At 44.7% G+C, this 26,269-nt stretch carries 20 protein-coding genes and 1 tRNA gene; 14 read left to right on the forward strand and 7 right to left on the reverse strand.

What is annotated here, in order from left to right:
* The first annotated feature begins 1 nt into the window (after position 1).
* From R7040_RS17610 to nspC, 4 genes are all read left to right on the forward strand, one after another.
* A tRNA-Gly gene (locus R7040_RS17610) sits at positions 2–77 on the forward strand.
* An 899-nt stretch (positions 78–976) separates the two neighbouring features.
* Positions 977–3,853, forward strand: a complete 2,877-nt coding sequence (locus R7040_RS17615) for a pyridoxal phosphate-dependent class III aminotransferase (protein ID WP_318081372.1) — start codon at positions 977–979, stop codon at positions 3,851–3,853.
* An 18-nt stretch (positions 3,854–3,871) separates the two neighbouring features.
* A complete protein-coding gene (locus R7040_RS17620) occupies positions 3,872–5,116 on the forward strand; it encodes a carboxynorspermidine synthase (RefSeq protein WP_012841628.1) in 1,245 nt (414 codons plus the stop codon).
* 103 nt (positions 5,117–5,219) lie between these two features.
* Positions 5,220–6,353, forward strand: a complete 1,134-nt coding sequence (nspC, locus tag R7040_RS17625) for a carboxynorspermidine decarboxylase (protein WP_318096916.1) — start codon at positions 5,220–5,222, stop codon at positions 6,351–6,353.
* Positions 6,354–6,430: 77 nt separating this feature from the next.
* Here the strand turns inward: nspC and R7040_RS17630 are convergent, their stop codons facing one another.
* Positions 6,431–6,943: a glycine cleavage system protein R gene (locus tag R7040_RS17630; protein WP_064354133.1), complete on the reverse strand. Its 513-nt coding sequence runs from the start codon at positions 6,941–6,943 to the stop codon at positions 6,431–6,433.
* A gap of 221 nt (positions 6,944–7,164) precedes the next feature.
* The gene (locus tag R7040_RS17635) at positions 7,165–8,067 is read right to left on the reverse strand and encodes a DUF3943 domain-containing protein (RefSeq protein ID WP_064354132.1); all 903 of its coding nucleotides are present in this window, start codon (positions 8,065–8,067) and stop codon (positions 7,165–7,167) included.
* A gap of 191 nt (positions 8,068–8,258) precedes the next feature.
* Here R7040_RS17635 and R7040_RS17640 point away from each other — a divergent pair, with 191 nt between their 5' ends.
* Positions 8,259–9,491: a CinA family nicotinamide mononucleotide deamidase-related protein gene (locus tag R7040_RS17640; protein ID WP_213913655.1), complete on the forward strand. Its 1,233-nt coding sequence runs from the start codon at positions 8,259–8,261 to the stop codon at positions 9,489–9,491.
* Between the two features lie 96 nt (positions 9,492–9,587).
* Here R7040_RS17640 and yfaE read toward each other — a convergent pair whose 3' ends face one another.
* The 4 genes from yfaE to ubiG all read right to left on the reverse strand — a co-directional run bounded on the left by yfaE (position 9,588) and on the right by ubiG (position 14,577).
* Positions 9,588–9,869, reverse strand: a complete 282-nt coding sequence (yfaE, locus tag R7040_RS17645; protein WP_005376817.1) for a class I ribonucleotide reductase maintenance protein YfaE — start codon at positions 9,867–9,869, stop codon at positions 9,588–9,590.
* The gene (gene nrdB, locus R7040_RS17650) at positions 9,869–11,002 is read right to left on the reverse strand and encodes a class Ia ribonucleoside-diphosphate reductase subunit beta (RefSeq protein WP_005376818.1); all 1,134 of its coding nucleotides are present in this window, start codon (positions 11,000–11,002) and stop codon (positions 9,869–9,871) included. Before nrdB ends, yfaE begins: the two co-directional genes overlap by 1 nt.
* An 83-nt stretch (positions 11,003–11,085) precedes the next feature.
* Positions 11,086–13,368: a class 1a ribonucleoside-diphosphate reductase subunit alpha gene (gene nrdA, locus R7040_RS17655; protein WP_005376819.1), complete on the reverse strand. Its 2,283-nt coding sequence runs from the start codon at positions 13,366–13,368 to the stop codon at positions 11,086–11,088.
* Between the two features lie 501 nt (positions 13,369–13,869).
* Positions 13,870–14,577, reverse strand: coding sequence for a bifunctional 2-polyprenyl-6-hydroxyphenol methylase/3-demethylubiquinol 3-O-methyltransferase UbiG (ubiG, locus tag R7040_RS17660; RefSeq protein ID WP_054577035.1), 708 nt, complete (start codon positions 14,575–14,577; stop codon positions 13,870–13,872).
* Between the two features lie 475 nt (positions 14,578–15,052).
* Here ubiG and gyrA point away from each other — a divergent pair, with 475 nt between their 5' ends.
* From gyrA to R7040_RS17675, 3 genes are all read left to right on the forward strand, one after another.
* Positions 15,053–17,773, forward strand: a complete 2,721-nt coding sequence (gene gyrA, locus R7040_RS17665; protein WP_053306578.1) for a DNA topoisomerase (ATP-hydrolyzing) subunit A — start codon at positions 15,053–15,055, stop codon at positions 17,771–17,773.
* 123 nt (positions 17,774–17,896) lie between these two features.
* A complete protein-coding gene (locus R7040_RS17670) occupies positions 17,897–18,520 on the forward strand; it encodes a tetratricopeptide repeat protein (protein WP_053306577.1) in 624 nt (207 codons plus the stop codon).
* A gap of 42 nt (positions 18,521–18,562) precedes the next feature.
* Positions 18,563–19,117 carry a hypothetical protein gene (locus tag R7040_RS17675; RefSeq protein ID WP_009706900.1) on the forward strand — a complete coding sequence of 185 codons (555 nt, stop codon included), beginning with the start codon at positions 18,563–18,565 and terminating at the stop codon, positions 19,115–19,117.
* A 121-nt stretch (positions 19,118–19,238) separates the two neighbouring features.
* Here R7040_RS17675 and nrfA read toward each other — a convergent pair whose 3' ends face one another.
* On the reverse strand, positions 19,239–20,666 hold the full coding sequence (nrfA, locus tag R7040_RS17680) for an ammonia-forming nitrite reductase cytochrome c552 subunit (RefSeq protein ID WP_182039491.1): 1,428 nt from the start codon (positions 20,664–20,666) through the stop codon (positions 19,239–19,241).
* A gap of 450 nt (positions 20,667–21,116) precedes the next feature.
* Here nrfA and nrfB point away from each other — a divergent pair, with 450 nt between their 5' ends.
* The 6 genes from nrfB to R7040_RS17710 are packed head-to-tail and all read left to right on the forward strand — an operon-like array spanning position 21,117 to position 26,200.
* Entirely contained in the window at positions 21,117–21,719 is a 603-nt protein-coding gene (nrfB, locus tag R7040_RS17685; RefSeq protein WP_064354129.1) for a cytochrome c nitrite reductase pentaheme subunit, read from the forward strand.
* A 1-nt stretch (position 21,720) separates the two neighbouring features.
* The gene (gene nrfC, locus R7040_RS17690) at positions 21,721–22,407 is read left to right on the forward strand and encodes a cytochrome c nitrite reductase Fe-S protein (protein ID WP_017636123.1); all 687 of its coding nucleotides are present in this window, start codon (positions 21,721–21,723) and stop codon (positions 22,405–22,407) included.
* The gene (gene nrfD / locus R7040_RS17695; RefSeq protein WP_042522790.1) at positions 22,404–23,375 is read left to right on the forward strand and encodes a cytochrome c nitrite reductase subunit NrfD; all 972 of its coding nucleotides are present in this window, start codon (positions 22,404–22,406) and stop codon (positions 23,373–23,375) included. Before nrfC ends, nrfD begins: the two co-directional genes overlap by 4 nt.
* Before the next feature lie 9 nt (positions 23,376–23,384).
* Positions 23,385–25,292: a heme lyase CcmF/NrfE family subunit gene (locus tag R7040_RS17700; RefSeq protein WP_213891802.1), complete on the forward strand. Its 1,908-nt coding sequence runs from the start codon at positions 23,385–23,387 to the stop codon at positions 25,290–25,292.
* A complete protein-coding gene (locus R7040_RS17705; protein WP_064354127.1) occupies positions 25,270–25,803 on the forward strand; it encodes a DsbE family thiol:disulfide interchange protein in 534 nt (177 codons plus the stop codon). Before R7040_RS17700 ends, R7040_RS17705 begins: the two co-directional genes overlap by 23 nt.
* Positions 25,790–26,200, forward strand: coding sequence for a cytochrome c-type biogenesis protein CcmH (locus tag R7040_RS17710; RefSeq protein WP_318096917.1), 411 nt, complete (start codon positions 25,790–25,792; stop codon positions 26,198–26,200). The genes R7040_RS17705 and R7040_RS17710 overlap by 14 nt, the downstream gene beginning before the upstream one ends.
* The last annotated feature ends 69 nt before the right edge of the window (positions 26,201–26,269 follow it).

The following is a 26,269-nucleotide window of genomic DNA, read 5'->3' on the forward strand; positions in this document are numbered from 1 at the left end:
TGCGACACTAGCTCAGTTGGTAGAGCGCAACCTTGCCAAGGTTGAGGTCACGAGTTCGAACCTCGTGTGTCGCTCCAGATTTAAGGCCTAACATGAAAATGTTAGGCCTTTTTCGTATTTTTTTGAAAATCTCAAACTTCTTTTCTGTCACAGACTTCGTTAAGTAGCGAACCCTTTGTCTCATTGACTCAAGTGATTGTTAATTCTGCCATTGCAAAACATCTTAGCTATTCCTACTAGTCTATGTCTAAACCATCACTTGTGGTGAATAACCACTCTTACTCCAGGCAAAGCTGTGACGAGAATGCTATCTTTTTAAATGTTCCGGATATAGAAAGGAATGTTTTACGATTAAGCAGCACAACCTTACATCTCTGTTTAGATGAGGTGATGATATCTCAAGAATATTTGTTTAAATAACAGGTGTTTGAGAGAAGCAGAAAAGCATAGATCATGAATATGAACATGCGAGTTGCGATGGGGTATGTTTTGTTGTGATTTACATCACTGTTACTAATATGAAAAATCGTTGCCAGAAGATTTTATTTTGTGATAAATTCGCGCGCAATCTCGGAGCGTAATTAACAACGTTTGATCTCTGGGGGATACGCGTAGTGACCATTCAAGCTGATTGTGACACTGCGTAGGGTAGGTATCGGCAAAGCCTTTTGTCGATAGACGGGATACTAATGCTGTAAACGCGGCATATTAATGGGAAACCCAACATTGAAACCTTTGAATAAACACACACTAATCAGCTTCATACTGCCGAAATGTCCTGTTTTACAAAACGGGTGCATTACAGAACCTTGATTAATCCCTTTTACATATAAAGTCGCGAGTATCGTGGCGGATGATCTGTATTTGTCATTTATGCACTGACAAATGCGGAGGGGTATTCACACCTCCTGTAATTTCATTCTAATGATTATTAATACAGGATACAGAATTATTATAATTCAAGGGATTATGTAGTATGAGCACTGCCTTTGAAGTCGATAGCAATATCGCAAACATTTTTTCGTCTCAGGTTCCTATCGTTGAGGGAACGTATGACTTAACGCCAGATCAAGTATTGATTGATCAGGCTGAGCATGAATCTGAAGTACGTTCTTATCCACGTCGTTTGCCGATCGCAATTAAACAAGCCTTTGGGTGCTTGGTTGAAGATACGCGTGGACAGATCTTTCTAGACTGCCTTGCGGGGGCAGGCACTCTAGCTTTGGGGTATAACCATCCTGAAATAAACCAAGCTCTGAAAGAGCAATTAGATTCAGGACTGCCATATCAGACGCTAGATATTGCAACATCAGCAAAAACGACGTTTATTCAATCTGTTAAGTCTTTTCTTCCTCAAGAGTTAAGCGAGAACAGCGTTATCCAATTTTGTGGCCCGTCTGGAGCTGATGCGGTTGAAGCTGCTATCAAGCTCGCGAAACAGACTACCGGTCGCAACACTATGTTTGCCTTCCGTGGCGCATACCATGGTATGACTAATGGTACGATGGGGATGATGGGTAACTTAGGCACCAAAGCTCGTCGAACTGGTTTGATGTCGGATGTGCACTTTATGCCTTTCCCATACAACCTGCGTTGTCCTTTTGGGCTTGGCGGTGATGAAGGTGCAAAAGCAAGTATTCGCTATATCGATCGTCTTTTAAACGATGATGAGTCAGGCATTATGAAGCCTGCCGCGATTATCGTGGAGCCAGTGCAAGGTGAGGGTGGTGTTGTTCCTGCGCCAGCATTCTGGCTACGAGAGTTACGTCGTATTTGTGATGAACACGGTATCTTACTGATCTTCGATGAGATCCAGTGTGGTGTTGGTAAAACTGGCTACAATTTCGCGTTCGAAGAGTCGGGCATTGTTCCAGATATTCTGTGTTTATCAAAAGCAATTGGCGGTGGATTACCAATGTCGCTATTGGTTATCAACAAGCAACATGATACATGGAAGCCGGGCGAGCACACAGGTACATTTCGTGGTAACCAGTTAGCCATGGTCTCTGGTGCGAAAGCATTAGAAATTATCCAGCGTGATAATCTTGTTGAGCATGCCAATATTGCGGGTCAGTACTTGCGCTACGGCCTTGAAAGTATTCAAAAGCGTGTGAACTGTATCGCAGAGGTTCGTGGCAAAGGTTTGATGCTAGGCGTGGAGATTAAAAATCCAGAAGGTGAGCTCAATAAATTTGGTGAACCTCAAGCGGATAGTGAACTCACACTTTCCATTCAACGCGCAGCACTCGAGCGTGGCTTGATCGTTGAGAAAGGTGGACGCGAAGGCGCAGTAATTCGTTTCCTTCCTCCTCTTATCATCTCGTTTGAGCAAATCGACTTTGTTTTACGTGTATTTGAAGACGCGATTTTAGCCGCTGGCGGTAGTCACATCGAAACTCAGCCACAAGATGAATGGAAGAAGCATTTCATCCACACTGGAGAGATGGGCAGCAATGAATTTGCTTCGGTGATGAATCACACTACTACGGCAATGAAGTCAGTGTTTGAACAAGTGACTGCACCGTATTCAGGTATGGATCCAAAAGCATTGGAAGCAGCGATTCACGACGTTGATCTTGATAATGGAAATGCACCTCTTAAATCCGTTATCGACGATGCTGCTGAGCTGGTCGCGAAAAACGCAATTTTTACTCAACATCCAGATTGTATTGCTCACCTACATACTCCACCGTTGATGCCAGCGATCGCGGCAGAGGCAATGATTGCGGCTTTGAACCAGTCGATGGACTCATGGGATCAAGCTTCATCAGCGACTTATGTTGAACAGAAAGTTGTGAACTGGCTATGCGATAAATATGAGTTAGGTGCAAAAGCGGACGGTATCTTCACGAGCGGCGGCACGCAAAGTAACCAAATGGGTTTGATGCTTGCGCGAGATTGGATTGCTGACAAACTCAGTGCACACTCAATTCAAAAGCTTGGCCTTCCTGAATACGCAGACAAGCTACGTATTGTATGTTCGAAAAAATCCCACTTCACGGTTCAAAAATCAGCGTCTTGGATGGGATTGGGTGAAAAAGCGGTCATGACCGTCGATGCTAATGCCGATGGAACGATGGATGTCACTAAGTTAGACGAAGTTCTCAATCAGGCCAAAGCAGAAGGTTTAATCCCATTTGCCATTGTTGGCACAGCGGGTACAACGGATCACGGTGCTATTGATGACTTAGACTTTATCGCCGATATGGCAGCGAAACATGACATGTGGATGCACGTCGACGGTGCATACGGTGGAGCTCTGATTCTAAGTAGCCAAAAAACACGTCTGAAAGGTTGTGAGCGTGCACATTCCATCAGCGTAGACTTCCATAAGCTGTTTTACCAAACCATCAGTTGTGGTGCGCTATTGGTAAACGACAAGTCTAACTTTAAATTCCTGCTTCACCATGCAGACTACTTGAACCGCGAACACGACGAACTACCGAACTTGGTGGATAAGTCTATTGCGACAACTAAGCGTTTTGATGCGCTCAAAGTGTTTATGACGATGCAAAGCGTAGGGCCAAAAGCACTAGGCGATATGTATGATCATTTGCTTGAACAGACGCTTGAAGTGGCGGACATGATTCGAGATAACAAACACTTTGAGTTGTTGGCTGAACCATCACTATCTACGGTTCTGTTCCGAGCGACACATGAATCAGCGGATCTTGATGAACTGAACAAAACGTTGCGCTTAGAAGCGTTAACACGCGGTATCGCGGTATTGGGTGAAACCATTGTCGACGATAAAACTGCATTGAAATTTACGATTTTGAACCCGTGTCTGACGACGGCGGACTTTGAATCTTTGCTCTCAAAAATCAATACGCTAGCGGCAGAGCTAGTTTAACAAAGGTAACGGAAAACTATGGCAATTCTACAGATTGGTGCAGGCGGCGTTGGCTGGGTAGTTGCACATAAAGCAGCACAAAACAACGACGTTCTGGGTGATATCACAATCGCATCACGTACCGTAGGTAAGTGTGAGAAAATCATCGAATCGATTCAGAAGAAAAACAATCTGAAAGATTCAACTAAGAAATTAGAAGCGCGAGCGGTAAACGCGGACGACGTAGATTCTTTAGTTGCTTTAATTAAAGAAGTACAACCTGACTTAGTGATCAACGCAGGTCCTCCTTGGGTGAACATGTCTATTATGGAAGCATGTTACCAAGCTAAAGTGTCATACCTTGATACATCTGTTGCGGTTGACTTGTGCTCTGAAGGCCAACAAGTACCTCAAGCTTACGATTGGCAGTGGGGCTACCGTGAGAAGTTTGAAGAAGCGGGCATTACAGGTATTCTTGGTGCTGGTTTCGATCCGGGCGTAGTATCGGTGTTTGCCGCATACGCAGTGAAGCATCTGTTCGATGAAATCGATACTATCGACGTAATGGATGTAAACGCAGGCGACCACGGTAAGAAGTTCGCAACTAACTTTGATCCAGAAACGAACATGCTTGAGATTCAAGGCGATTCGTTCTACTGGGAAAACGGCGAGTGGAAACAAGTACCTTGTCACTCACGTATGCTTGAGTTCGAATTCCCGAATTGTGGCTCACACAAAGTGTACTCAATGGCGCACGACGAAGTTCGATCTATGCAAGAGTTCATCCCGGCGAAACGCATCGAATTCTGGATGGGCTTTGGTGACCGTTACCTAAACTACTTCAATGTGATGCGCGACATCGGTCTACTCAGCCCAGATCCACTAACGCTTCACGACGGTACGGTTGTTCAACCTTTGCACGTGCTAAAAGCACTACTACCAGATCCAACATCTCTCGCACCAGGCTACACTGGCCTAACGTGTATCGGTACTTGGGTTCAAGGTAAAAAAGATGGTAAAGAGCGCAGTGTATTTATTTACAACAACGCTGATCACGAAGTCGCATACGAAGATGTTGAACACCAAGCTATCTCATACACCACTGGCGTACCTGCGATCACTGCTGCTTTGCAGTTCTTCCGTGGCAAATGGGCAGACAAAGGCGTGTTCAACATGGAGCAGCTAGATCCTGACCCATTCCTAGAAACCATGCCATCTATTGGTCTAGATTGGCATGTTCAAGAACTGGAGCCAGGACAACCTGTTATCCATAAATTGAAGTAAGAATTTAGCGACTCTTATTTGTACGTTTAAGCCGATGCACTTGCGTCGGCTTTGTTCGATTTTATAGTGTCTTTGCTAAGGCGAAGGGACGTAAGGTATCAAAATGCAACAAAACGAACTAAAAACGCCATACTTCATGATCAATGAAGACAAGCTGATTGAGAATCTAGAGAAAGCAAAACAGCTAAAAGACATCTCTGGTGTGAAGCTTGTATTAGCACTGAAGTGCTTCTCAACATGGGGTGTATTCGACATCATCAAGCCTTACCTAGACGGAACAACAAGTTCTGGCCCGTTTGAAGTGAAGCTTGGCTACGAAACGTTCGGTGGTGAGACACACGCATACAGTGTGGGTTACAGCGAAGATGACGTTCGCGATGTGGCGGACATCTGTGACAAGATGATCTTTAACTCTCAGTTACAGCTAGCGGCTTATCGTCATATTGTCGAAGGTAAAGCATCGATTGGCTTGCGCCTAAACCCAGGTGTGAGCTATGCAGGGCAAGACTTAGCAAACCCAGCGCGTCAATTCTCTCGTCTTGGGGTTCAGGCTGATCACATCAAACCGGAAATTTTTGATGGTATTGATGGCGTAATGTTCCACATGAACTGTGAGAACAAAGACGTAGATGCGTTTATCGGCTTACTCGATGCTATTTCAGATCAGTTTGGCGAGTACCTAGATAAGCTGGACTGGGTGAGCATGGGCGGCGGCGTGTTCTTCACATGGCCGGGGTACGATATCGAGAAGTTGGGGTTAGCACTTAAAGCGTTCTCAGAGAAACACGGCGTACAAATGTATTTAGAGCCGGGTGAAGCGATAATTACTAAGACCACTGATCTCGTTGTAACAGTGGTTGATATTGTAGAGAACGTAAAGAAGACGGCGATTGTCGATTCGGCCACAGAAGCTCACCGCTTAGATACGTTGATCTACAATGAGCCAGCGTCAATCCTTGAAGCATCTGAAAATGGTGAACATGAGTATGTGATCGGCTCGTGCTCTTGTTTGGCTGGTGACCAGTTCTGCGTGGCGAACTTCGAACAGCCTCTAGAGATAGGACAGCGTCTGCATATTCTAGATAGTGCCGGTTACACCATGGTGAAACTAAACTGGTTTAACGGTCTACGTATGCCGTCGGTCTACTGTGAACGCTCGAATGGTGACATTCAAAAACTGAATGAATTTGACTACTCTGATTTCAAACGTTCACTGTCTCAGTGGTCAGTGAAATAAAACGTATTGAGTATTAGAACGACAAAGAGCAGCTGAATTGCTGCTCTTTTTATTGGGGAAGCGTTAAAGGTATGCAGTTAGCTTTCTACAATTACACGAGTGTCTTCACTCAGAGATTCTAACTCATTGGCTATGTCTTCAATTTCTAGCTCGCTAGGTAGTTTTATCGCCATTTTAGCGCTGAATAAGCTAGAGCTTACCCCTCCGCCTCCAGCAATGAATACACGCTGACAATCCATATCTAAAATTGAGATACCTTGATTATCGAGAACGTGAGTAATTTCATTCACAATACCCGCTCTATCGTTGGCATCTAAACGAAGTTGGAAGATAGTCTCTTCACGATATGAATGAGGTTCAGAGTCGACGAACCTAACAACAAGAGTCTGACAAGAAGAGAACGCCTGTTTAACGATGTCGGCATTTTCTCTTGGAAGCTCTACTTTGATGACACCTGCAACTTGGTCTTCGATAAAGTTTACTTTGCTGATCAGCCATTTCCCGCCGTTTTCGTGTGTGATTGCAGCGAGCTCTTTAATCGTGGCGGGTGACGCTTGTCCGACAAAATTAACAATAAATACGGTGTTCATAATGTCCCCTCCTGGAATCAAGGTTTGGACGCAGTACGAATAAACGTGCTACTTAAGTTATTGGAATAAATCCTTTTATTTAGTGTAGGTGCTAAGGGCAGGTAATGTTTGATGAAAGTCAATTTTTAACACTAATTCGTGATGGAAATAATTAAAATAATGTTCAGAGCACAAAAAAGCAGCCATCGTAAGGCTGCTTTTTACCGAGTATCAACTTAGGATTAGAACGTTACTTTTAACTCGACACCATAAAATTGACTGTCATAGTTTGCGCCTGCGTCCATGGCGAATTTTGCAACATCTTGGTTTCCAAACCAAGGTGATGAATTGAATTGTAGTTCTGCACTACCGCCCCATGCATCAGTTACCCAATAATGAATATGTCCAACAGGGTTTAAGAAGAAGAGCGAAACATCACCTGCGGTTTCAGAGCCCATAACTTCGCCGCCGTTGGCAATAATGTCTTGCTCAGCCGTTAACATCATTTCACCAACAACAGCACCAAAGAATGGTGTGATAAAAATATCCTGCCAAGATGGTACTTCTGCGAACGCCTCCACGCCATACTCCCAAAAGAACGTCGACATAGTTGCGGAGTACAAAAACGACTGAAATTCATTATAGCCAGCGTGACGTGCTGCCGTGTAGTAAACGCCGCCAAAATATGGGTGCATGATGTAGTTGAGGACATGTTCATCGCGATCCCAAACGGGGCCGTCAGAGACATTATCTTTCCACTTTTGCCCCAACTTACTCATGTCTCGGTCTTCTTCGTCCCATTTGGTGATACTTTCTGGAAGAAAAGTCATCATGCCTACGGTCGCGATACTGAGACCTAGAATGGTGTAGGTTTGACCCATCAGGTAATCCCAGTCTTTATCTTGAGGGATGATGAGATGTTTAGGCTGAAGCCCTGCGTCAAGGTTTAGCGAATCATCATTATTCTGTTCATACATAACACCGCGATTTTGAGCCTCGAAGGTGTACAGAGTCGTCGTTTCGCAGTAACCTGACAAGCAATCAGGTGTGTAAGAAAACTCTGTATGACGGTTTAGGTCATAGCGACTTGCGTGTGCAAGCGCTGACGAAGCCAAGCAAAGGCCTGTTAGAGTCGTCTTGAGCATGGATGATTTTGACACAAAGGTCTCCGAGTTAATGGTGTATGTTCGGGCTCGTAATTATCCCTCAAAACATCAATCATTTAAACACTTGACCCTTATTTAGTCCCAACAAACCTCGGCGAGATTTGTCCAAATAAAAAGAAAAATAAGCGCTATAACGAAAATAGGATTGTGCTTACGTTCAGGAGTCAGTTGTGAAAATAGCAATGCTTAGTACTGGTGAGGAAGTCCTCCACGGTGATATTGTTGATACTAATGCGGCATGGTTGTCTAGCCTGTTTTATCAACATGGATTTGGCTTAACAAAGCGCTCAACGGTTGGTGATAGCCTATCGAGTTTGGTTGAAGAGTTTTTAATGCTCAGCTTTAACAACGATGTGGTTATTGTTAATGGTGGTTTAGGCCCTACAACGGATGACATGAGTGCTGCCGCCGCCGCGAGAGCCGCCGATTGTAAACTGGTGCTATTCAAAGAGTGGTTGCAGCATCTAGAAAGTTTGTATGCTCGACGTGGCATCCCTATGCCGGACAGTAATTTAAAGCAAGCAATGCTGCCAGAAACGGCAGGGATATTGGACAACCCGATAGGCACTGCTTGCGGTTTCAAAATGCTGATTAATGATGCCATTTTTTATTTCACACCGGGTGTACCAAGTGAATTTAAGCTCATGGCAGAGACGCAAATTCTTCCCGATCTGAGAAGAGTGTTTCCCGATGTTCAAGGTTCATGTTGTAGTCGAATCTACACGTTTGGTCTATCTGAATCCGGTATTTCAGATAAGCTAGATCAGCTAAAACTTCCTCAAGGCTATGAGCTAGGGTATCGCTCTTACTTGCCTTTTATTGAAGTGAAACTTTTTGGTCCTTCAGATCAGCTTGAACAGCGTTTGAAACTCGTACAGATAATTAATAAACACCTTGAGAGTAATACCGTTAGTATTGATTTACCTATGGTTGAAAATGTCGGCCAGTTGTTGGTCGATAAAGGACTAACAGTGTCGACCTCCGAAAAAAGTAGCGGAGGATACTTAACGTACTGGCTAAACGGTGATGAAAACGCTGAAAAGCAACTAGGGCATGGTTGGATACTACCGAGCCTGACTCAAGCGATGGCCAACAGCGGAGATCCATTAGCAGAAACGTTTGCTCTGGCTGGTGCTACGCGAGAGAAGTGTGGGACGGATTTATCACTCGTTACTGGCCATATTGAAGAGGGTTTTTTTTCCGTCGCTTTATCGACACCGTCAGGCGAGTGGGGAGCGTTATATAAACTCTCGAAAAAGTATCAGCGCAGTGATCAAGTTAAAGTGATCAGCACGGCAGCTCTAGACTTGTTGCGTCGCTACCTAGAACGTAAACCGATGTTTGCGCATTATGCATTTTTAGAGAAAGTTAAAGAGATGCACCTCCCGAGCAGTGCTTTATAACCAAAGCTCTATACAGTAGTCTGAGAGACAAAACACAGAGACAAAAAAGCCAAGGTGATTGCCTTGGCTTTTGCATTTTATACCGTCGAGTCAACGTTATGCGCGCTGCTTTTCTTTCATCGCGTAGTTAACGCCGCTAAGTGACAAATCTGATTTTGCTTTACAGATACAAGGTAATATTTCATCACTTTGTGTGTAAGCCATGGCAAAACCAACATACTCCACTTCACCAGACTCCAATTTGCAGCGACAGGCGCCGCAGTGCCCATCACGGCAGTTGTATTCTGGTAATAGGCCAGCTTGCTCCATTGTTTCCAAAATCGTATTGGAAGGGTTGGATTCAATGCTGATCAGTTTGTTGATTTTGAGTGTTGCCATTACAGCTCGAATCCTTCGAAGTCATCTGCGCGAACTTCATTGTCAATTTGACCCACAAGGTAAGAAGAGATTTCTGCTTCTTGAGGCGCAACTTGAACGTTATCTGAAGACAACCAAGCGTTAATCCATGGAATTGGGTTGGTTGTTGCTTCTGGATACGCTGCTGGTAGACCTACCGCTTGCATACGAATATTTGTGATGTATTCAACGTATTGGCTTAGGATGTCTTTGTTTAGACCGATCATAGAGCCATCTTTGAATAGATACTCTGCCCACTCTTTTTCTTGCTCAGCCGCTTCTTTGAATAGGTCAAAACAGTCCTGTTTTGCCTCTTCTGCGATTTGCATGAAAGTGAAGTCATCTTGACCGTTACGTAGCAGGTTGATCATGTGCTGCGTGCCGTTTAAGTGAAGTGCTTCGTCACGAGCGATCAGCTTGATGATTTTCGCGTTACCTTCCATTAGTTCGCGTTCTGCGAAAGCGAAAGAACATGCGAAACTTACGTAAAAACGAATGGCTTCTAATGCGTTAACAGACATCAGACAGATGTACAGCTTCTTCTTAAGATCGTACAGACTAACCTTAACCGTTTCACCGTTAAGGACATGCTCACCTTCACCGTAGCGATGGTAATCATTCGTCGCTTGAATCAAATCGTCGTAGTAGTGCGCGATGTCTTTTGCACGCTTCAGAATGTGCTCGTTCTCAACGATATCATCAAACACTACAGCAGGGTCGTTCACGATGTTACGAATAATGTGTGTGTAAGAACGAGAGTGAATCGTTTCAGAGAAAGACCAAGTCTCAATCCAAGTCTCTAGTTCTGGCAGAGACACAAGCGGCAGCAGTGCCACGTTAGGGCTGCGGCCTTGGATAGAGTCAAGAAGCGTTTGGTACTTCAAGTTAGAGATGAAGATGTGCTTCTCGTGATCTGGCAGTTTGTTGTAATCGATACGGTCGCTAGATACGTCTACTTCTTCTGGACGCCAGAAGAAAGAAAGTTGTTTCTCGATAAGTTTTTCGAAAATCTCAAACTTTTGTTGGTCGTAACGTGCAACGTTTACTGATTGACCTAGGAACATTGGTTCCTTCAATTGGTCATTCTTTTTTTGGTTAAAAGTACTGTAAGCCATAATGCCTCAATTCCTTTTAAACCTCCCCGTAAGGGGGAGGTTATCGATAGTCTGTCTTTACGGGTTCGCTAGGTACGGGAAGATTAAATCTTACAACCGCCGCCAGCACAATCGTCATCTTGTGGTTGAACAGCGTCTTTCTGTTCATCTTTCGCGCCATCACGAGTGTTGTGGTAGTAAAGCGTTTTCACACCAAACTTATACGCTGTTAGCAGGTCTTGAAGTAGTTTCTTCATTGGAACCTTGCCAGTCTCGTAACGTGACGGGTCGTAGTTAGTATTAGCAGAGATAGCTTGGTCAACAAACTTCTGCATAATACCCACAAGGTGTAGATAACCGTCGTTCGAACCGATATTCCAAAGCAGTTCATAGCTGTCTTTAAGTTCTGTGAACTCTGGTACAACTTGCTTCAGGATACCGTCTTTCGAAGCTTTTACTGAAACGTAACCACGTGGTGGCTCAATACCGTTAGTTGCGTTTGAAATCTGAGAAGAAGTCTCAGAAGGCATTAGCGCAGTCAGTGTTGAGTTACGTAGGCCGTGCTCCATAATTTCTTTACGTAGGCTGTCCCAGTCGTAGTGCAGCGCTTCGTCACAAATTAGGTCGATATCTTTCTTATACGTATCAATCGGCAGTAAGCCTTTCGCGTAGTTCGTCTCGTCGAATGAAGGGCACTTACCTTGTTCTTTCGCCAGTGCTACAGATGCTTTCAATAGGTAGTACTGCATTGCTTCGAACGTACGGTGAGTTAGGCCGTTCGCGCTACCGTCAGAGTATTTCACGCCATTCTTCGCTAAGTAGTAAGCAAAGTTAATCACACCAACACCTAGCGTACGACGGTTCATAGTCGATTTGTATGCCGCTGGTAGAGGGTAATCTTGGTAATCAAGCAGTGCATCTAACGCACGAACAACAAGATCGGATAGCTCTTCGAAATCATCTAGAGACTTGATAGCACCTAAGTTGAATGCAGAAAGCGTACACAGTGCGATCTCGCCTGAGTCATCTTCAACGTTAGTTAATGGTTTCGTTGGTAGTGCGATTTCTAAACATAGGTTCGACTGACGAACTGGAGCAACTTCAGAATCAAATGGGCTGTGAGTATTACAGTGGTCCACGTTCTGGATGTAGATACGACCCGTTGATGCACGCTCTTGCATTAGCAGAGTGAACATTTCAATCGCTTTAACCGTTTCTTTCTTGATTGAAGGATCGTTCTCGTACTTCACGTATAGACGCTCAAACTCTTCTTGGTTTTCGAAGAATGCGTCGTACAGACCAGGTACATCAGATGGTGAGAATAGCGTAATATTGCCGCCTTCAACTAAACGTTGGTACATCAGTTTGTTTAACTGAACACCGTAGTCCATGTGACGAACACGGTTTTCTTCAACACCACGGTTGTTCTTAAGTACCATTAGTGAGCGTGCTTCACCGTGCCACATTGGGTAGAACACAGTAGCTGCGCCACCACGTACACCACCTTGTGAACAACATTTTACTGCTGTTTGGAAGTACTTGTAGAACGGAATACAACCAGTGTGGAATGCTTCACCACCGCGAATCTCTGAGCCTAATGCACGGATACGACCTGCGTTGATACCAATACCAGCGCGCTGAGATACGTAACGAACAATTGAGCTTGCTGTTGCGTTAATAGAATCAAGACTATCGCCACACTCGATCAGAACACATGAGCTGAACTGGCGAGTAGGGGTACGCACGCCAGACATAATTGGCGTAGGTAGAGAAATCTTAAATGTCGATGTCGCATCGTAGAAACGTTTGATGTAATCAAGACGCGTCGCTTTTGGATATTTCGCAAATAAGCACGCTGCTACAAGGATGTATAAGAACTGAGCACTTTCGTAAATTTGGCCCGTAACACGGTTCTGTACGAAGTACTTACCCTCTAGCTGCTTAACTGCCGCGTATGAGAAGTTTAGGTCGCGTTTATGGTCGAGGTACGCATCAAGTTCGTCGAGTTCTGCTTTTGTGTAGTCTTCTAGAATATGTTGATCGTACTTACCCATATCGACGAGGCGAGACACGTGATCATAAAGCGTTGGTGGCTCGTATTGGCCATACGCTTTTTTACGCAGATGGAATACCGCTAGGCGAGCAGCTAGGTATTGGTAATCCGGAGTCTCTTCAGAGATCAGGTCTGCCGCAGACTTGATGATTGTCTCGTGAATATCTGTCGTTGTGATGCCGTCGTAAAACTGGATGTGAGCGCGAAGTTCTACTTGAGAAACCGAAACATTATCTAGACCTTCTGCAGCCCAAGTGATAACGCGATGGATTTTATCCAGATCGATACTTTCTTTACGGCCATCACGCTTGGTGACGGTAAGTTGTTGGTTCATTCTGCTTTATTTCCCTAAGAAAACTGATAAAAGCCGTATTTTTGTTTGTTTATGTGCAATATGAGTAAAGCTTGCGGCGGCTTTGTGATCAAAGTCTATCTATATATTGTCGCTTAAACACAACATATAGGGGTTCATTTGTTTGCGGGTTACAAGATAGTGCTATTACACTGATTTATCAAGGTACAGATCGGGGATGACTTGTGGATAACTGACAAAATGAAAAAAATCAGTAAGTGAACACTAACCGATGAGAAAAGGGCAGACTTGAATGGTTAAAAGTACGGTTTCGAGATCGGTTTAGAAATAACCGCATGCAAAAATATTTTCCTTGATCTTTGGCCGTTTTTATCTACGAAAAATGGCTTGGTCAAAATGGAATCTAGAGCACGAATTTTAGCCATAAAAAGACAAAAAAAGCGGCAACTTTGTGCTACCGCTTCCGATTCATTTTCTTTAAAAAATGTCAATCACAAAACTCATTTTTTAACTTAATAGCGTTCAGTATTTTTTAGTATGAACGATGTAGTTTACATCTACATTACGACCGAGTTTGTAGCTATCATTTAGAAGGTTGTAATGAAGCCCAGTAATGCCCATTTCCGTCAGGTCAGTTTGGTCTATCATCTTCATCATTTCGGCTGGCTTGATAAACTTATCGTGCTCATGAGTGCCTTCAGGAACAATCTTAAGAAGCTTCTCAGCACCGACAATAGCAAATAAGTACGACTTAATGTTTCGGTTCAAAGTTGAGAAAAACACGTGACCACCGGGTTTGACTAGCGCAGCACAAGAGCGGATAACGGAGAGAGGATCTGGAACGTGTTCAAGCATCTCCATACAAGTCACGACATCGTAAGTTCCTGCGTTTTCTATAGCGTGGTCTTCTATTGTGCTCTGAATGTAGGTCAGTTGAGTACCTGTTTCTAATGCATGTAGTCGCGCGACTTCTAATGGTTCTTTACCCATATCAAGTCCAGTCACAATAGCGCCTTCTTTTGCCATGCTTTCAGCAAGAATGCCACCACCACAGCCGACATCAAGTGCGCGCTTGCCAAACAAGCCATTTGCTTTTTCAAGTACATAGTTCAAACGAAGTGGGTTAATTTGATGAAGCGGCTTAAACTCGCCTTCTAAATCCCACCATCGAGAAGCCATGTCCTCGAATTTCTTAATTTCACTTGGGTCGACGTTTTGTGCTTTAGTCATAATTGGTTTTATTGCATTCAATCTGAGTCCTTTAGAGGGCGCCAGTATACTCCAACGTTTTACACCCAAACAACCTCGATGTGCTTAGTTAAGGGACAATGACAGAGTTCACTGGCGCGGCAATCGAGACAGGTGCCTGTAATTTGTAAAGCGCTAACTATTGTTTTTGGTTCATCCTTGAACTGGTGCCAGTGATAATAACTCTAAAACCTGCATTTTCGCGTTGTGTGGTTAAAGGAATTTACCTCGCTTTTCCGCGTAAAGGGTCCGATTTTGCTCAATGTTGACCGAAATATAACCACTAATCAGAAAGATATGGGATGAGTGTGCAAATTCTCGACATTTGATTCATAACCAAGCTCACAACCTGATAAAAGGAGAGGGAAAGTGATGCCGAAGTGATGAATTGTGTGTTATATTTTTGCACCTTACACGTATCGTAATTACGATCAGATAATAGAGGGATAATGGCTCTATGAGCGATTTAGCTAAAGAGATCACGCCCGTAAACATTGAAGATGAGCTTAGAGGTTCATACCTAGACTATGCGATGTCAGTCATCGTGGGTCGTGCTCTTCCAGATGTGCGTGATGGCCTAAAACCAGTACACCGCCGCGTTTTATTCGCGATGAACGTACTAGGCAACGATTGGAACAAACCATATAAAAAATCAGCCCGTGTTGTCGGCGACGTAATCGGTAAATACCACCCACATGGTGATAGTGCTGTGTACGACACAATCGTACGTATGGCTCAGCCGTTCTCGCTTCGTTACATGCTGGTCGATGGTCAAGGTAACTTTGGCTCGATCGATGGCGACTCTGCTGCGGCAATGCGTTACACCGAAGTTCGAATGGCAAAAATTGCCCATGAACTATTGGCTGACCTAGACAAAGAAACCGTAGACTACGTACCAAACTACGACGGTACTGAGCAGATCCCAGCGGTTCTTCCAACTAAAATTCCAAACCTATTGGTTAACGGTGCTTCTGGTATCGCAGTAGGTATGGCAACCAACATCCCGCCTCATAACCTTGGCGAAGTGATTGATGGCTGTCTTGCATACATCAATAATGAAGAAATCACTATTGATGAACTAATGGATTACATTCCTGGTCCTGATTTCCCAACGGCGGCGCTTATCAGCGGTCGTAAAGGCATTGTAGACGCGTACAAAACAGGTCGTGGCAAAATCTACATGCGTTCGAAAGCGGACATCGAAGTGGAGAAGAATGGTAAAGAGACCATTATCGTCACTGAAATTCCTTACCAGGTGAACAAAGCTCGCTTGATCGAAAAGATCGCTGAGCTAGTTAAAGATAAGAAAGTAGAAGGTATCAGTGCACTGCGCGACGAGTCAGATAAAGACGGTATGCGCATTGTTATTGAGTGTAAGCGCGATGCTGTGGGCGAAGTAGTTCTAAACAACCTTTACGCTCAGACTCAGCTGCAAACCACTTTCGGTATCAACATGGTGGCCCTAAACAATGGCCAGCCACAGCTATTCAACCTAAAAGATATGTTGAAGTGCTTTGTTGATCACCGTCGTGAAGTTGTGACACGTCGTACTATCTTCGAACTGCGTAAAGCGCGTGAACGTGCTCATATCCTTGAAGGTTTAGCTCTAGCGCTTGCTAACATTGATGAAATCATTGAGCTTATCCGTAAGGCACCTACACCGGCTGAAGCAAAAGCGGGTCTTATCGCTCGTGGTTGGGATTTAGGCAACGTTTCAGCAATGCTAGAGCGTGCTGGTACAGATGCTGCGCGCCCTGAATGGCTAGAGCCTGAATATGGTATTCGTGATGGTCAGTACTTCCTGACTGAGCAACAAGCACAAGCTATCCTAGATCTACGTTTACATAAACTAACAGGTCTAGAACACGAGAAGATTCTTGGCGAATACAAAACACTTCTAGAAGAAATCGCTGAACTCATGCATATCCTTGCGAGCACTGAGCGTTTGATGGAAGTGATCCGTGAAGAACTTGAAGCGGTTCGTGACGGCTTTGGTGACGCTCGTCGTACAGAAATCACAGCTGCGAGCCATGATATTGACATGGAAGAGCTGATCGCACGTGAAGACGTTGTGGTTACTCTATCTCACGGTGGTTACGTTAAGTACCAAGTACTGAGCGACTACGAGTCACAGCGCCGTGGTGGTAAAGGTAAGAGTGCGACTAAGATGAAAGATGAAGACCATATCGAGCGTCTTCTAGTGGCGAATACCCACGATAACATCTTGTGTTTCTCTACTCGTGGTAAAACATACCGCCTGAAAGTTTACCAATTGCCTCTAGCGAGCCGTACTGCGCGTGGTAAGCCAATCGTAAACATCCTTCCACTCGAAGAAGGTGAGCGCATTACCGCGATTCTACGTGTTGATGAATTCTCTGAAGACAAATTCATCTTCATGGCAACAGGTGACGGTACGGTTAAGAAAACGCCGTTGAACCAGTTTGCAAACGTACGTTCAAACGGCCTAATCGCTGTGAACCTACGTGAAGACGATTCGTTAATCGGTGTGGATATCACTAACGGCGAAAATGAAATCATGCTGTTCTCTAAAGCGGGTAAAGTGGTTCGCTTTAAAGAAGCAGAAGAGATTCCAGTACTTGATAAAAATGGTAAACCAGTTCTTGATGAGAATGGTCAGCCAGAGATCAAGTTTAAAGGTGTTCGTCCTATGGGTCGTACCGCCTCTGGTGTTCGTGGTATGAAACTGGCTGAAAATGACCAAGTTGTATCACTTATTGTTCCTTCGCACGAAGGCGACATCCTAACGGTTACAGAAAACGGTTATGGTAAACGCACAGCACTTAGCGAGTACCCGACAAAAGGTCGTGGCACTCAAGGTGTAGTTTCTATCAAAGTTTCTGAGCGAAATGGCCCGGTAGTTGGTGCTATCCAGGTTGTTGAAGGTGATGAAATGATGATGATCACCGACGCTGGCACGTTAGTACGTACTCGTGTGGGTGAAGTTAGCCAAGTTGGTCGTAACACACAAGGTGTAACGCTTATCCGTACTGCGGAAGATGAATCAGTTGTTGGTTTGCAACGTATTGAAGAAGTTGATGATGAAGAGCTGCCTGCTGATGAAGATGCAGAAGCGTTAGAGTCAACAGACGAAAATACGCAGCAAGACGCTTCAGAAGCTCCAGCTGCTGATGATGCAGAGGAAGGTAACGAAGAGTAATCTTACACCGTTATCTTGATATGAAAAGCCGAGCCTTAGTTGCTCGGCTTTTTTGTATCTGTATCAACGCATTTAAAGTAAGAAATGCGTACACTGACGTTATCTTTGTTTACAGGACGTGTTATGTCTGTTTGGTTTTTCGCTGCCATCACTCTGATGGGGTTGTTTATCGTACTCTTATCACTGAGTGCATCAAAAGCTAAACCTACTCAATGGTTTGGCTTTTGCCTGTTAGTACTTGTCGTGACGAGTGCCAGTTTCTTATTGCTGCATCAAACTCCGCCTAAACCAATACAAGCGGAAATGTCACGAATGATGACTGCTCGTGACATCATGAAAGAGATTCAAGACCAGTTGCGTGAAGATCCGAACAACGCTGAATTGTGGTTCCAACTCGGGCAGGGCTACCTGCTAGAGGGGGAATTTGATGGCGCGCTGATTTGTTTTGATTACGCGATCCAGCTGACTGAGCCAGTCAGTGCCACGCAACTTGCCGCAAAAGCGACGACCTTGTACTACATTCACCAGCAATCAATGACGCAAGAAGTTAGCTTGCTTTTGGAGCAAGCTTTGCAGATAGAACCGCACAATGAAGCCGCTTTGTCTTTGATCGCAAATGATCATTTTCTGTCATTCCGATTTCAGGAAGCGATTGATGCCTGGGTACTATTATTAGATTCTAATGATCCAAATTTAGATAGGGTGCAAATCATTAACTCTATTAACAAAGCAAAAGAGCTGTTGTAAGCGTACAATTTAATAAGCAGTAGAGGGAAAGGTGGGCAACGAATGAAAAATAAGGCACTAAGCATATTGGTTTTGCTGTGCGGCTCTGTATTAGCGGGTTGTAGCTCTTCCGATCATTCTGGTTCTTCCTCTTCGGTTTATTATTCTTCAGGTTATTACGATCCGTGGTGGTACGATCATGACGACTACTGGATTTATTACTATCCGGGTTGTTGCGACAACGACGACGAATACAAAGAGAAACTGGAAGAGTGGTGGAATGGTTTAGATGAAGACCAACAGCAATCCATCAAAGACAAAGTCGAGGATTGGAAGGACGATGATATGTCCGCCAATATCGATAACATGAAACGCCAACTCGACGATCATTGGCAATCATTGCCTGACGAGCAAAAGCAAGAGATTCAAACCAAATGGGAGAATCGTCCGGAGCGTATTGAGCCAGCGGCTTTACAAGACAAAGCGGTAAAAGAAAAGGTTCAACAAAGAAAAGCATTACCGGAAACGAAGATCCAACGCCCAGTTGCTCGTCCAAATGTGCAGATGCCTAAAGCACGTCCAAATATTCAACCGAGACCTAGGCTTCCTCGTCGCTAGTACATTCGATTTTCACTCTCGATAGAATCGGGGATGAAGAAATAAAGATAACAAAGAAACAAAAAAAGGGGCGTTCAGTACGCCCCTTGTTGTATCTATAGATTAATCTCTGCTTGTTAGATTAATACGTGGCTTCGCGTTCAGCGGCTGCTTTATCCCACTCTGGCGCTACTGTTTCTAGGAAGTGTTTCTTGTCTGCGTTCATCTTATCCATATCCATGCCCAGTGCTTGTTGTGCTTTCGCTTTGGTAGAGATATCTGGAATTTGAACAGGGTCAGTGATGCCTTTGGCTGCTAGTAAACGAACCAACTTGGTACGAGCGTCAGCGGCGCGATCAACTGCAGTACCTAGTACTTCAAGCGCTACCTCAGGAGCATGCATGTGAACACCGTGAGAAGCAATCGCGTAGTCCCAACGCCATTGTGCATGGCGAATATCTTGTAGGATAGGCTCCATTTCTGCTTCTGTTGCACCTGCTTTCCACGCTGCGCCTGCTTCAAAGTGTGCCGCTACGATTTGCTTCTCGGCGGTTAGCTTCATGTTCAGTACTTGCGCTTTGCGAGTCGAGACGATGCCTTGTAGCTGCTCTTTAGTTTGGGTATGGCATTGCGCACAGGTGTCTTCAAAACGATCAAATGGGTTACCCACTTTGTGGTCTGTGTACACCGTACCGTCTTCTTTGGTCACTTTAGGCATGTGGCAGTCCACACACACCACTTTGTTTTTACCATGAATACCCGCTCTCCAAGTTTCGAAACCTGGGTGTTGTGCTTTTAGCATCGGCGCTTTAGATACGGCATGCGTCCAATCTTTGAAATTCAACGCGTCGTAGTATTTCTCCATGTCATTAACGGTGGTGCCCATATCCCATGGGAATTTAACCGCTTTAGTTGGGCCGGTGAAGTAGTATTCAACGTGACATTGAGCGCAGACCGATGCTTGCTTATCTAGGCGAGACTGTTCATCAAAGTTTTTACCGATAGTATCAAAAGCACGCTCGACGTATGGGCGAGTCAGTGCCAGCGCGGGTTCGCCTTTCTTGAAGGCTTCAGAGCCCGTGTTGTGGCAATCGGAACAACCGATAGGGTTGACGATTTCTGAGCCTAAGCGTGCCCATTTACCTTCGAAATAACCGTCTTCACCACGTTCACCAATCACGCGAGCAACGTCTGGGCTTTTACAGCTCCAGCACGCCATCGGCATAGGCCCGGATTTTTCATCAGTCGGTGCGCCGGTACGTAAGGTTTGGCGAACATCATCAAGTGCGTAAAAGTGGCCGCGCGCTTTGTTGTAGTCTTTAGCAAAACCATAACCTGCCCACAGGATAACCATGTTTGGGTCTTCACTTAGAGCATCTTCAATGTGCTCACTTTCGGATGTTGCTTTCCAAGAATGGTATTGATCAGGGTGGTTCTGTTCAAAGACATCGTTACGAGGATCGATAAAATCCTTCTCTTCTGCCGCTAACGGAGCGCCAACCAAAAATAATTGGCTGGCGAATAAGGTCGCAACCGCAATAGGTGCGCTCATCCAGTGTTTTATGCTCACAGTGTTATCTCCATATTCGTTTTTATTAGCAGCGTTGTGAGGAGCTATTCCAAATAAGAACTGGAGATCTACGATTAATAATATTGCTTAATTGGACAGATGAAATAGTGAGTGATTCTTGTCTTGTTTTAGATCAATTTACACCAGTGATCTCAGTCATGTTTGAATTTGTATACCCCTAAAGTGGTAGTTGTTAAGTCGTTGTTCTACAATGCTTTGGGTTTTTAACCTTTTTTAAAATAGGGTGATTTAGTTCGCTTTTTGAGCAGGTGTTTCTACCCCTTATGAATAATAGAGGTATTATAAATATAGGTTTAGCGTTGTGGCTTTCCGAAATAAGAATTGATGTCATTTGAAGATCTAAAAAATATCTTCAGAGGAAATTAATTGTCGCTCAAATAAATAATTGAGAATAGTTATCAATTATTATCGAGCTAAGGAAAGAACAATATGGGCAATATAAAATTGACCATAGAGACAATGCTGAAACTTCTCTTCGTCTTTGCCATCTATGGTTTCTCCATCGCCGCCCATGCGACTTCTTCAGAGCCGATTGAAGGTGCTCAAGCTGAGCGTCATCAAGTCGAGTTGATCCGTGACCGAGACTACAAGTGTCTGCAATGTCATAAGGATGCAAAAGAGACTCTGAACCTATCGCATGATTCGCAAGCGTTATTGAGTCAAGGGAAGCAACTTAATTGCACCAATTGCCATAGCAACATTGGTCCCGACCATCGTGAAGGTGCGCCTGATGTGATTAAGTTTTCTGCAGCGCAATCGAAAGAAGTACACGACAAAGTGTTCCTTGATCCAAGCATGATTCTTAAAGCTAACAGCCAATGTGTGGATTGCCACGCACCGACACAGCTGAGAGAAAGCCACTGGACGCACGATGTGCACGCCAAAAACCTCACTTGTTCAAATTGCCACGATGTACACGCAGCGAAAACCAAAGCGTTGTCGTACGACAGAAAACAACTGATCAAGCAGTGTGTGGATTGTCACTCTGAATTTGCCGTCGAACCTGAACTTGCCAAAGAAGAGGAGAGATAGCATGAAATGTTCGAGAAGAAACTTTTTAGCCGGCAGCGGCGCGTTGATTTTAACTACAGGCGTTGCAGGCACTTCCGTTGTTAGCTCCTCTCTCTATGCCAGCAACAGTGAACAAGCGAAACGCATGGGTATGGTTCATGATGAAAATGCCTGTATTGGCTGTACCGCTTGTACCGATGCTTGTCGCGAAGTAAATAAAGTCCCTGAAGGCGTAACGCGACTTAAAATTCATCGCAGTGAACCGATTGGCGAATTTCCAGATGTGGAATACCAGTTTACTCGCGAATCCTGTCAGCACTGTGATAACCCACCATGTGTGTACGTTTGTCCAACAGGCGCTGCATACAAAGATGAAGCGACCGGCATCGTGGATGTGCACAAAGAGAAATGTGTCGGATGTGGTTATTGCCTTGCCGCTTGCCCTTACCAAGTGCGCTTCTTTAATCCAGTCGATCACTCTGCGGATAAATGTAACTTCTGCCGTGATACCAACCTAGCGCAAGGTAAACAGCCAGCTTGCGTGGAATCTTGCCCAACAAAAGCACTCATCTTTGGTGATTTGAATGACCCAACTAGCGAGGTGAGCAAAGCTATCGAAAGCCATGTTGTCTATCGCGATAAATCGCATTTAGGTACGCAACCTAAACTGTACAAAATTCCGCATAGCAAAGGGGAGGTGTCATCATGAACGGCTTCGAAAGTGCATTCCACTTTGACTCGTTAGTCTGGGATTGGATCATCGCGATTTACTTATTCCTTGCTGGGATGTCAGCAGGTGCGGTGATGATTTCTATCTATTTAAAACGCAAAGTGATTGAAGGTGATCCCGCAAAAAACGGCATCATGAAAGCGATGGCTTGGCTCGCACCATTTGGCATCATTGCTGGGTTGGTAATTTTGATTTTCCATTTAACCAAGCCTTTAGAGTTTTGGAAGATCATGATCTACTACAACCCAACGTCTGTGATGTCGATGGGCGTGATCTTGTTCCAAGTGTACATGCTAGTGCTGTTTGTTTGGATTGGCGTTATCTTCCGCCATCAAATCATCAGCTTCTGTGAAGGGAAGTTACCAAGCAAACTGCTGGATTTTGCCGATGGCATTTTGATTAAGGCGGGGAAAGCCAACAACGCAATTGAATTGTTCTTGGGCTTCTTAGCCATCGTGCTTGCAGCGTACACTGGCTTTCTATTGTCTGCATTGAAGACTTACCCAATGCTAAACAATCCAGTACTGCCAATCTTGTTCCTGTTCTCTAGTTTGTCCTCGGGTGCAGCGGCATGCTTGATGTTCGGCATCTTGGTGTTTAAAGAGTCGACCAGCAGCCCAAGTGTGTCTTGGGTGCACGGATTTGAACGCCCAGTAGTGTTGTTTGAGTTGTTTGTCTTAGTGACATTCTTTACTGGACTGATCTTCAGCGGTGGTCAGAACGAAGTCGCGGCTTGGAATGCTATTTCGAGTGGATTCTGGGCTCAATGGTTCTGGGTTGGCGTAGTGTTCATCGGCATGATTACGCCTTTGACTCTCAATTGGTTAACGCCTTCAGAAGTGCGCCACAAAGGCAGTTACGTTTTTGTGGTCACGACGTTGAGCTTGGTTGGCGTACTTATGCTGCGTACTTTCATTCTCTATGCCGGTCAAATGACCGTAGTGTAAGGGGGATAAATGGAAGCTGAGCTAGGGTTCTTCTTACTGATATTGGTGGCTGTAACATCGACTTGTGCATCGTTGCTGCATTGGCTACGTCTTGCTATGGGTAAGAAGGCGACATTGCCGCATCAAGTCGCGATGACCCACATCATTAGCTTAGCTTCCATCATTTGTTTAGCACTTCTGATCGTCTGCTTCGTGCAAGACAACTTCGCGTTGGAATATGTTGTTACGCATTCCAACAGTCAACTTCCCGTGGCGTTCAAAATTGCTGCCGCTTGGGGTGGGCACCAAGGCTCCATGTTGTTTTGGGTCGTCACCCTAAGTTTATGGGCGTCATTTATTGCATTTAAGTCACCGCTCAACGCCAAATATACTTGTGACTGTCTAGGAATCATGAACGTTCTGATTGGGACGTTTGCATGGTTCACGTTAAGGACCTCTAACCCGTTCGAATATGCCCAATTATTGGCTTCGGGAGGGCGAGATCTAAATCCAATGTTGCAAGACGTTGGGCTTATCATTCATCCACCATTGCTTTATCTCGGTTATGTTGGTTACGCAGCAATATTAGCTTTTGCATTAGCAGCGCTATTGGGTAAACAACGGATGAGCGATTGGTATGTGGTCGCTCGTAGCGCAGCGTTTTTTGCGTGGGGAACGCTTACGTTGGGTATCTTGGTGGGATCATGGTGGGCGTACAATGAATTAGGGTGGGGCGGCTGGTGGTTTTGGGACCCTGTGGAGAACGCTTCTTTACTGCCTTGGCTTACGGGTACCGCTTTATTGCACAGCGGTGTTGTCGCAACACGTAACAGAGGCGCAATTTGGAGCACCTATGCACTGGCGTTTGCTACGTTCAGCCTAAGCATTTTAGGGACATTCGTGGTGCGCTCTGGCGTGCTGACTTCAGTGCACGCTTTTGCGGTGGACCCAACTAAAGGTTTGGTGCTGATTGGTGTATTGAGCTTGCTTGTCATTATCACTTTTGGCGTACTGATTTTGCGAGGAGAACAACTCCCTCGTTTCAAACTTCAATCTCTAGCGAGCCGAGCTTACACTGCTTATATCGCCAAAGGGCTGCTGGTTATTGCGACTGCCATCGTTTTTCTTGGCACTTTTTATCCGATGGTTTATCAACTGCTCGGTTTAGGAAACATTTCAGTTGGCGCACCTTATTTTAATAGTCTGATCTTCCCATTAAGCATACTGGCTCTGATTGCCTTAGCTTTCATGCCGCTGCTGAAATGGACAAAAGGCACAGTGCCGAGTGTAAGCGCTGATATTGCGATCAGTATTGCGTTATCTCTTGTCTCTGGGATCGGGTTTATCTTCTTAGTGCACGCACTGCATTTCGAAGTATTGCTAACCATAATATTGGCTACTTGGGTGATTGTGGCGCATCTCGTTATGCTGTTTCGTTGTTCCAATAAGCGCAAACTCATGCCAATCGTGATGGCACATATCGGTTTTGCGCTGGCGGTGAGTGGAGCTGTATTCAACAGTCACTACTCATATGAACATAATTTACGTGTCGAACCCGGCAGTTCTCAACAAAGGGCGGGGATCACTATCGATTATCATGGTATCGAATGGCTGGTGGGGCCAAACTACACCGCTGAACAAGGACAGATCACCTTGCACTTGGAAGATGGCCGCATGTTCAATTTCAACCCGCAAAAGCGCCATTACCCTGTGCGAGTGATGAATATGACCGAGCCTGCGATTCGTTCACTATGGCATGGCGATTATTACGTGACATTGGGTGACAAAGTCGACACTCATGCTTATGCGATTAAAGTTCAGTACCGAGCAGGTATTTGGTGGATATGGTCTGGTGGGTTATTAGCTGTGTTTGGTGCGCTGTTAACCGGCCTAAAGAAAAAGAGAGAGGCTATCAATGCGATCGAGAAATACGCTTAAACTCGCAGGTCTCGTTTTGGCTGTTGCCGTGTTTACTGTAGTAACTGCGATGGCCTTGTCTGAGCGACCGCATGTTGAATTGTCCCCACAACGAAATTTAGAGACACCTAATTTTCGCTCTACTTCTCTGATCTCTGATGACATGGTTTCTGAGCAGTTGTTCAAAAGCGACGGATATAAATTATTGAATGTTTGGGCATCTTGGTGCGGAGTGTGCAAACGAGAGCATGAAGAATTATTGCAGTTAGCAGAACTCGGTGTGCCTATTATTGGGCTGAATTATAGAGATCAAAAACAAGCCGCTCGTGAATATTTGAGCTCTAAACGAAATCCATATATTGAAGTAATTAGTGACCCTAATGGAAAGCTCGCTGTGGAGCTAGGTGTTATCGGAACGCCGGAAACTTACTTGATTGATCCAAATGGTCGTATATTGATCAAATATCGTGGAGAGCTAACGGCAGATAAATGGAACGATATATTTTCAGGATACTTGAATGTTTCGATTTAATAATCTTCTCCTCACTTTCATCCTATTTATACTATTTTCTCCTTTCACGAGAAGTGCGGATATAGAACAGAATGTTGATCTGTTTGAATTTCATTCCGTTGAAGTGCAACAGCGTGCAACCTCGTTAGCCAAGGCATTACACTGCCCGCAGTGTCAAAACCAAAACCTTGTCGAGTCTAATGCACAAGCGGCTAAAGACCTGAGGTTGAAAGTGTATACGATGGCCAATGAAGGCAGCTCAGATCAAGAAATAAAGGACTATCTAGTTGCTCGTTATGGGAATATTGTTCTGTACCAACCACCATTAAATTATTCCACGGCGCTGTTGTGGATCTTTCCTGTGCTATTTTTGATCTTTTTTGTCTTATATTCGATCCGAATGGTGAAGCGTAATTAATGTGACCGTTATTCCACTATTAAAAATAAATTGTGCACTTAACAAGCAGAATGTTATCATTTTTCCGAA

The sequence above is a fragment of the Vibrio sp. 1069 genome, from assembly GCF_033340555.1.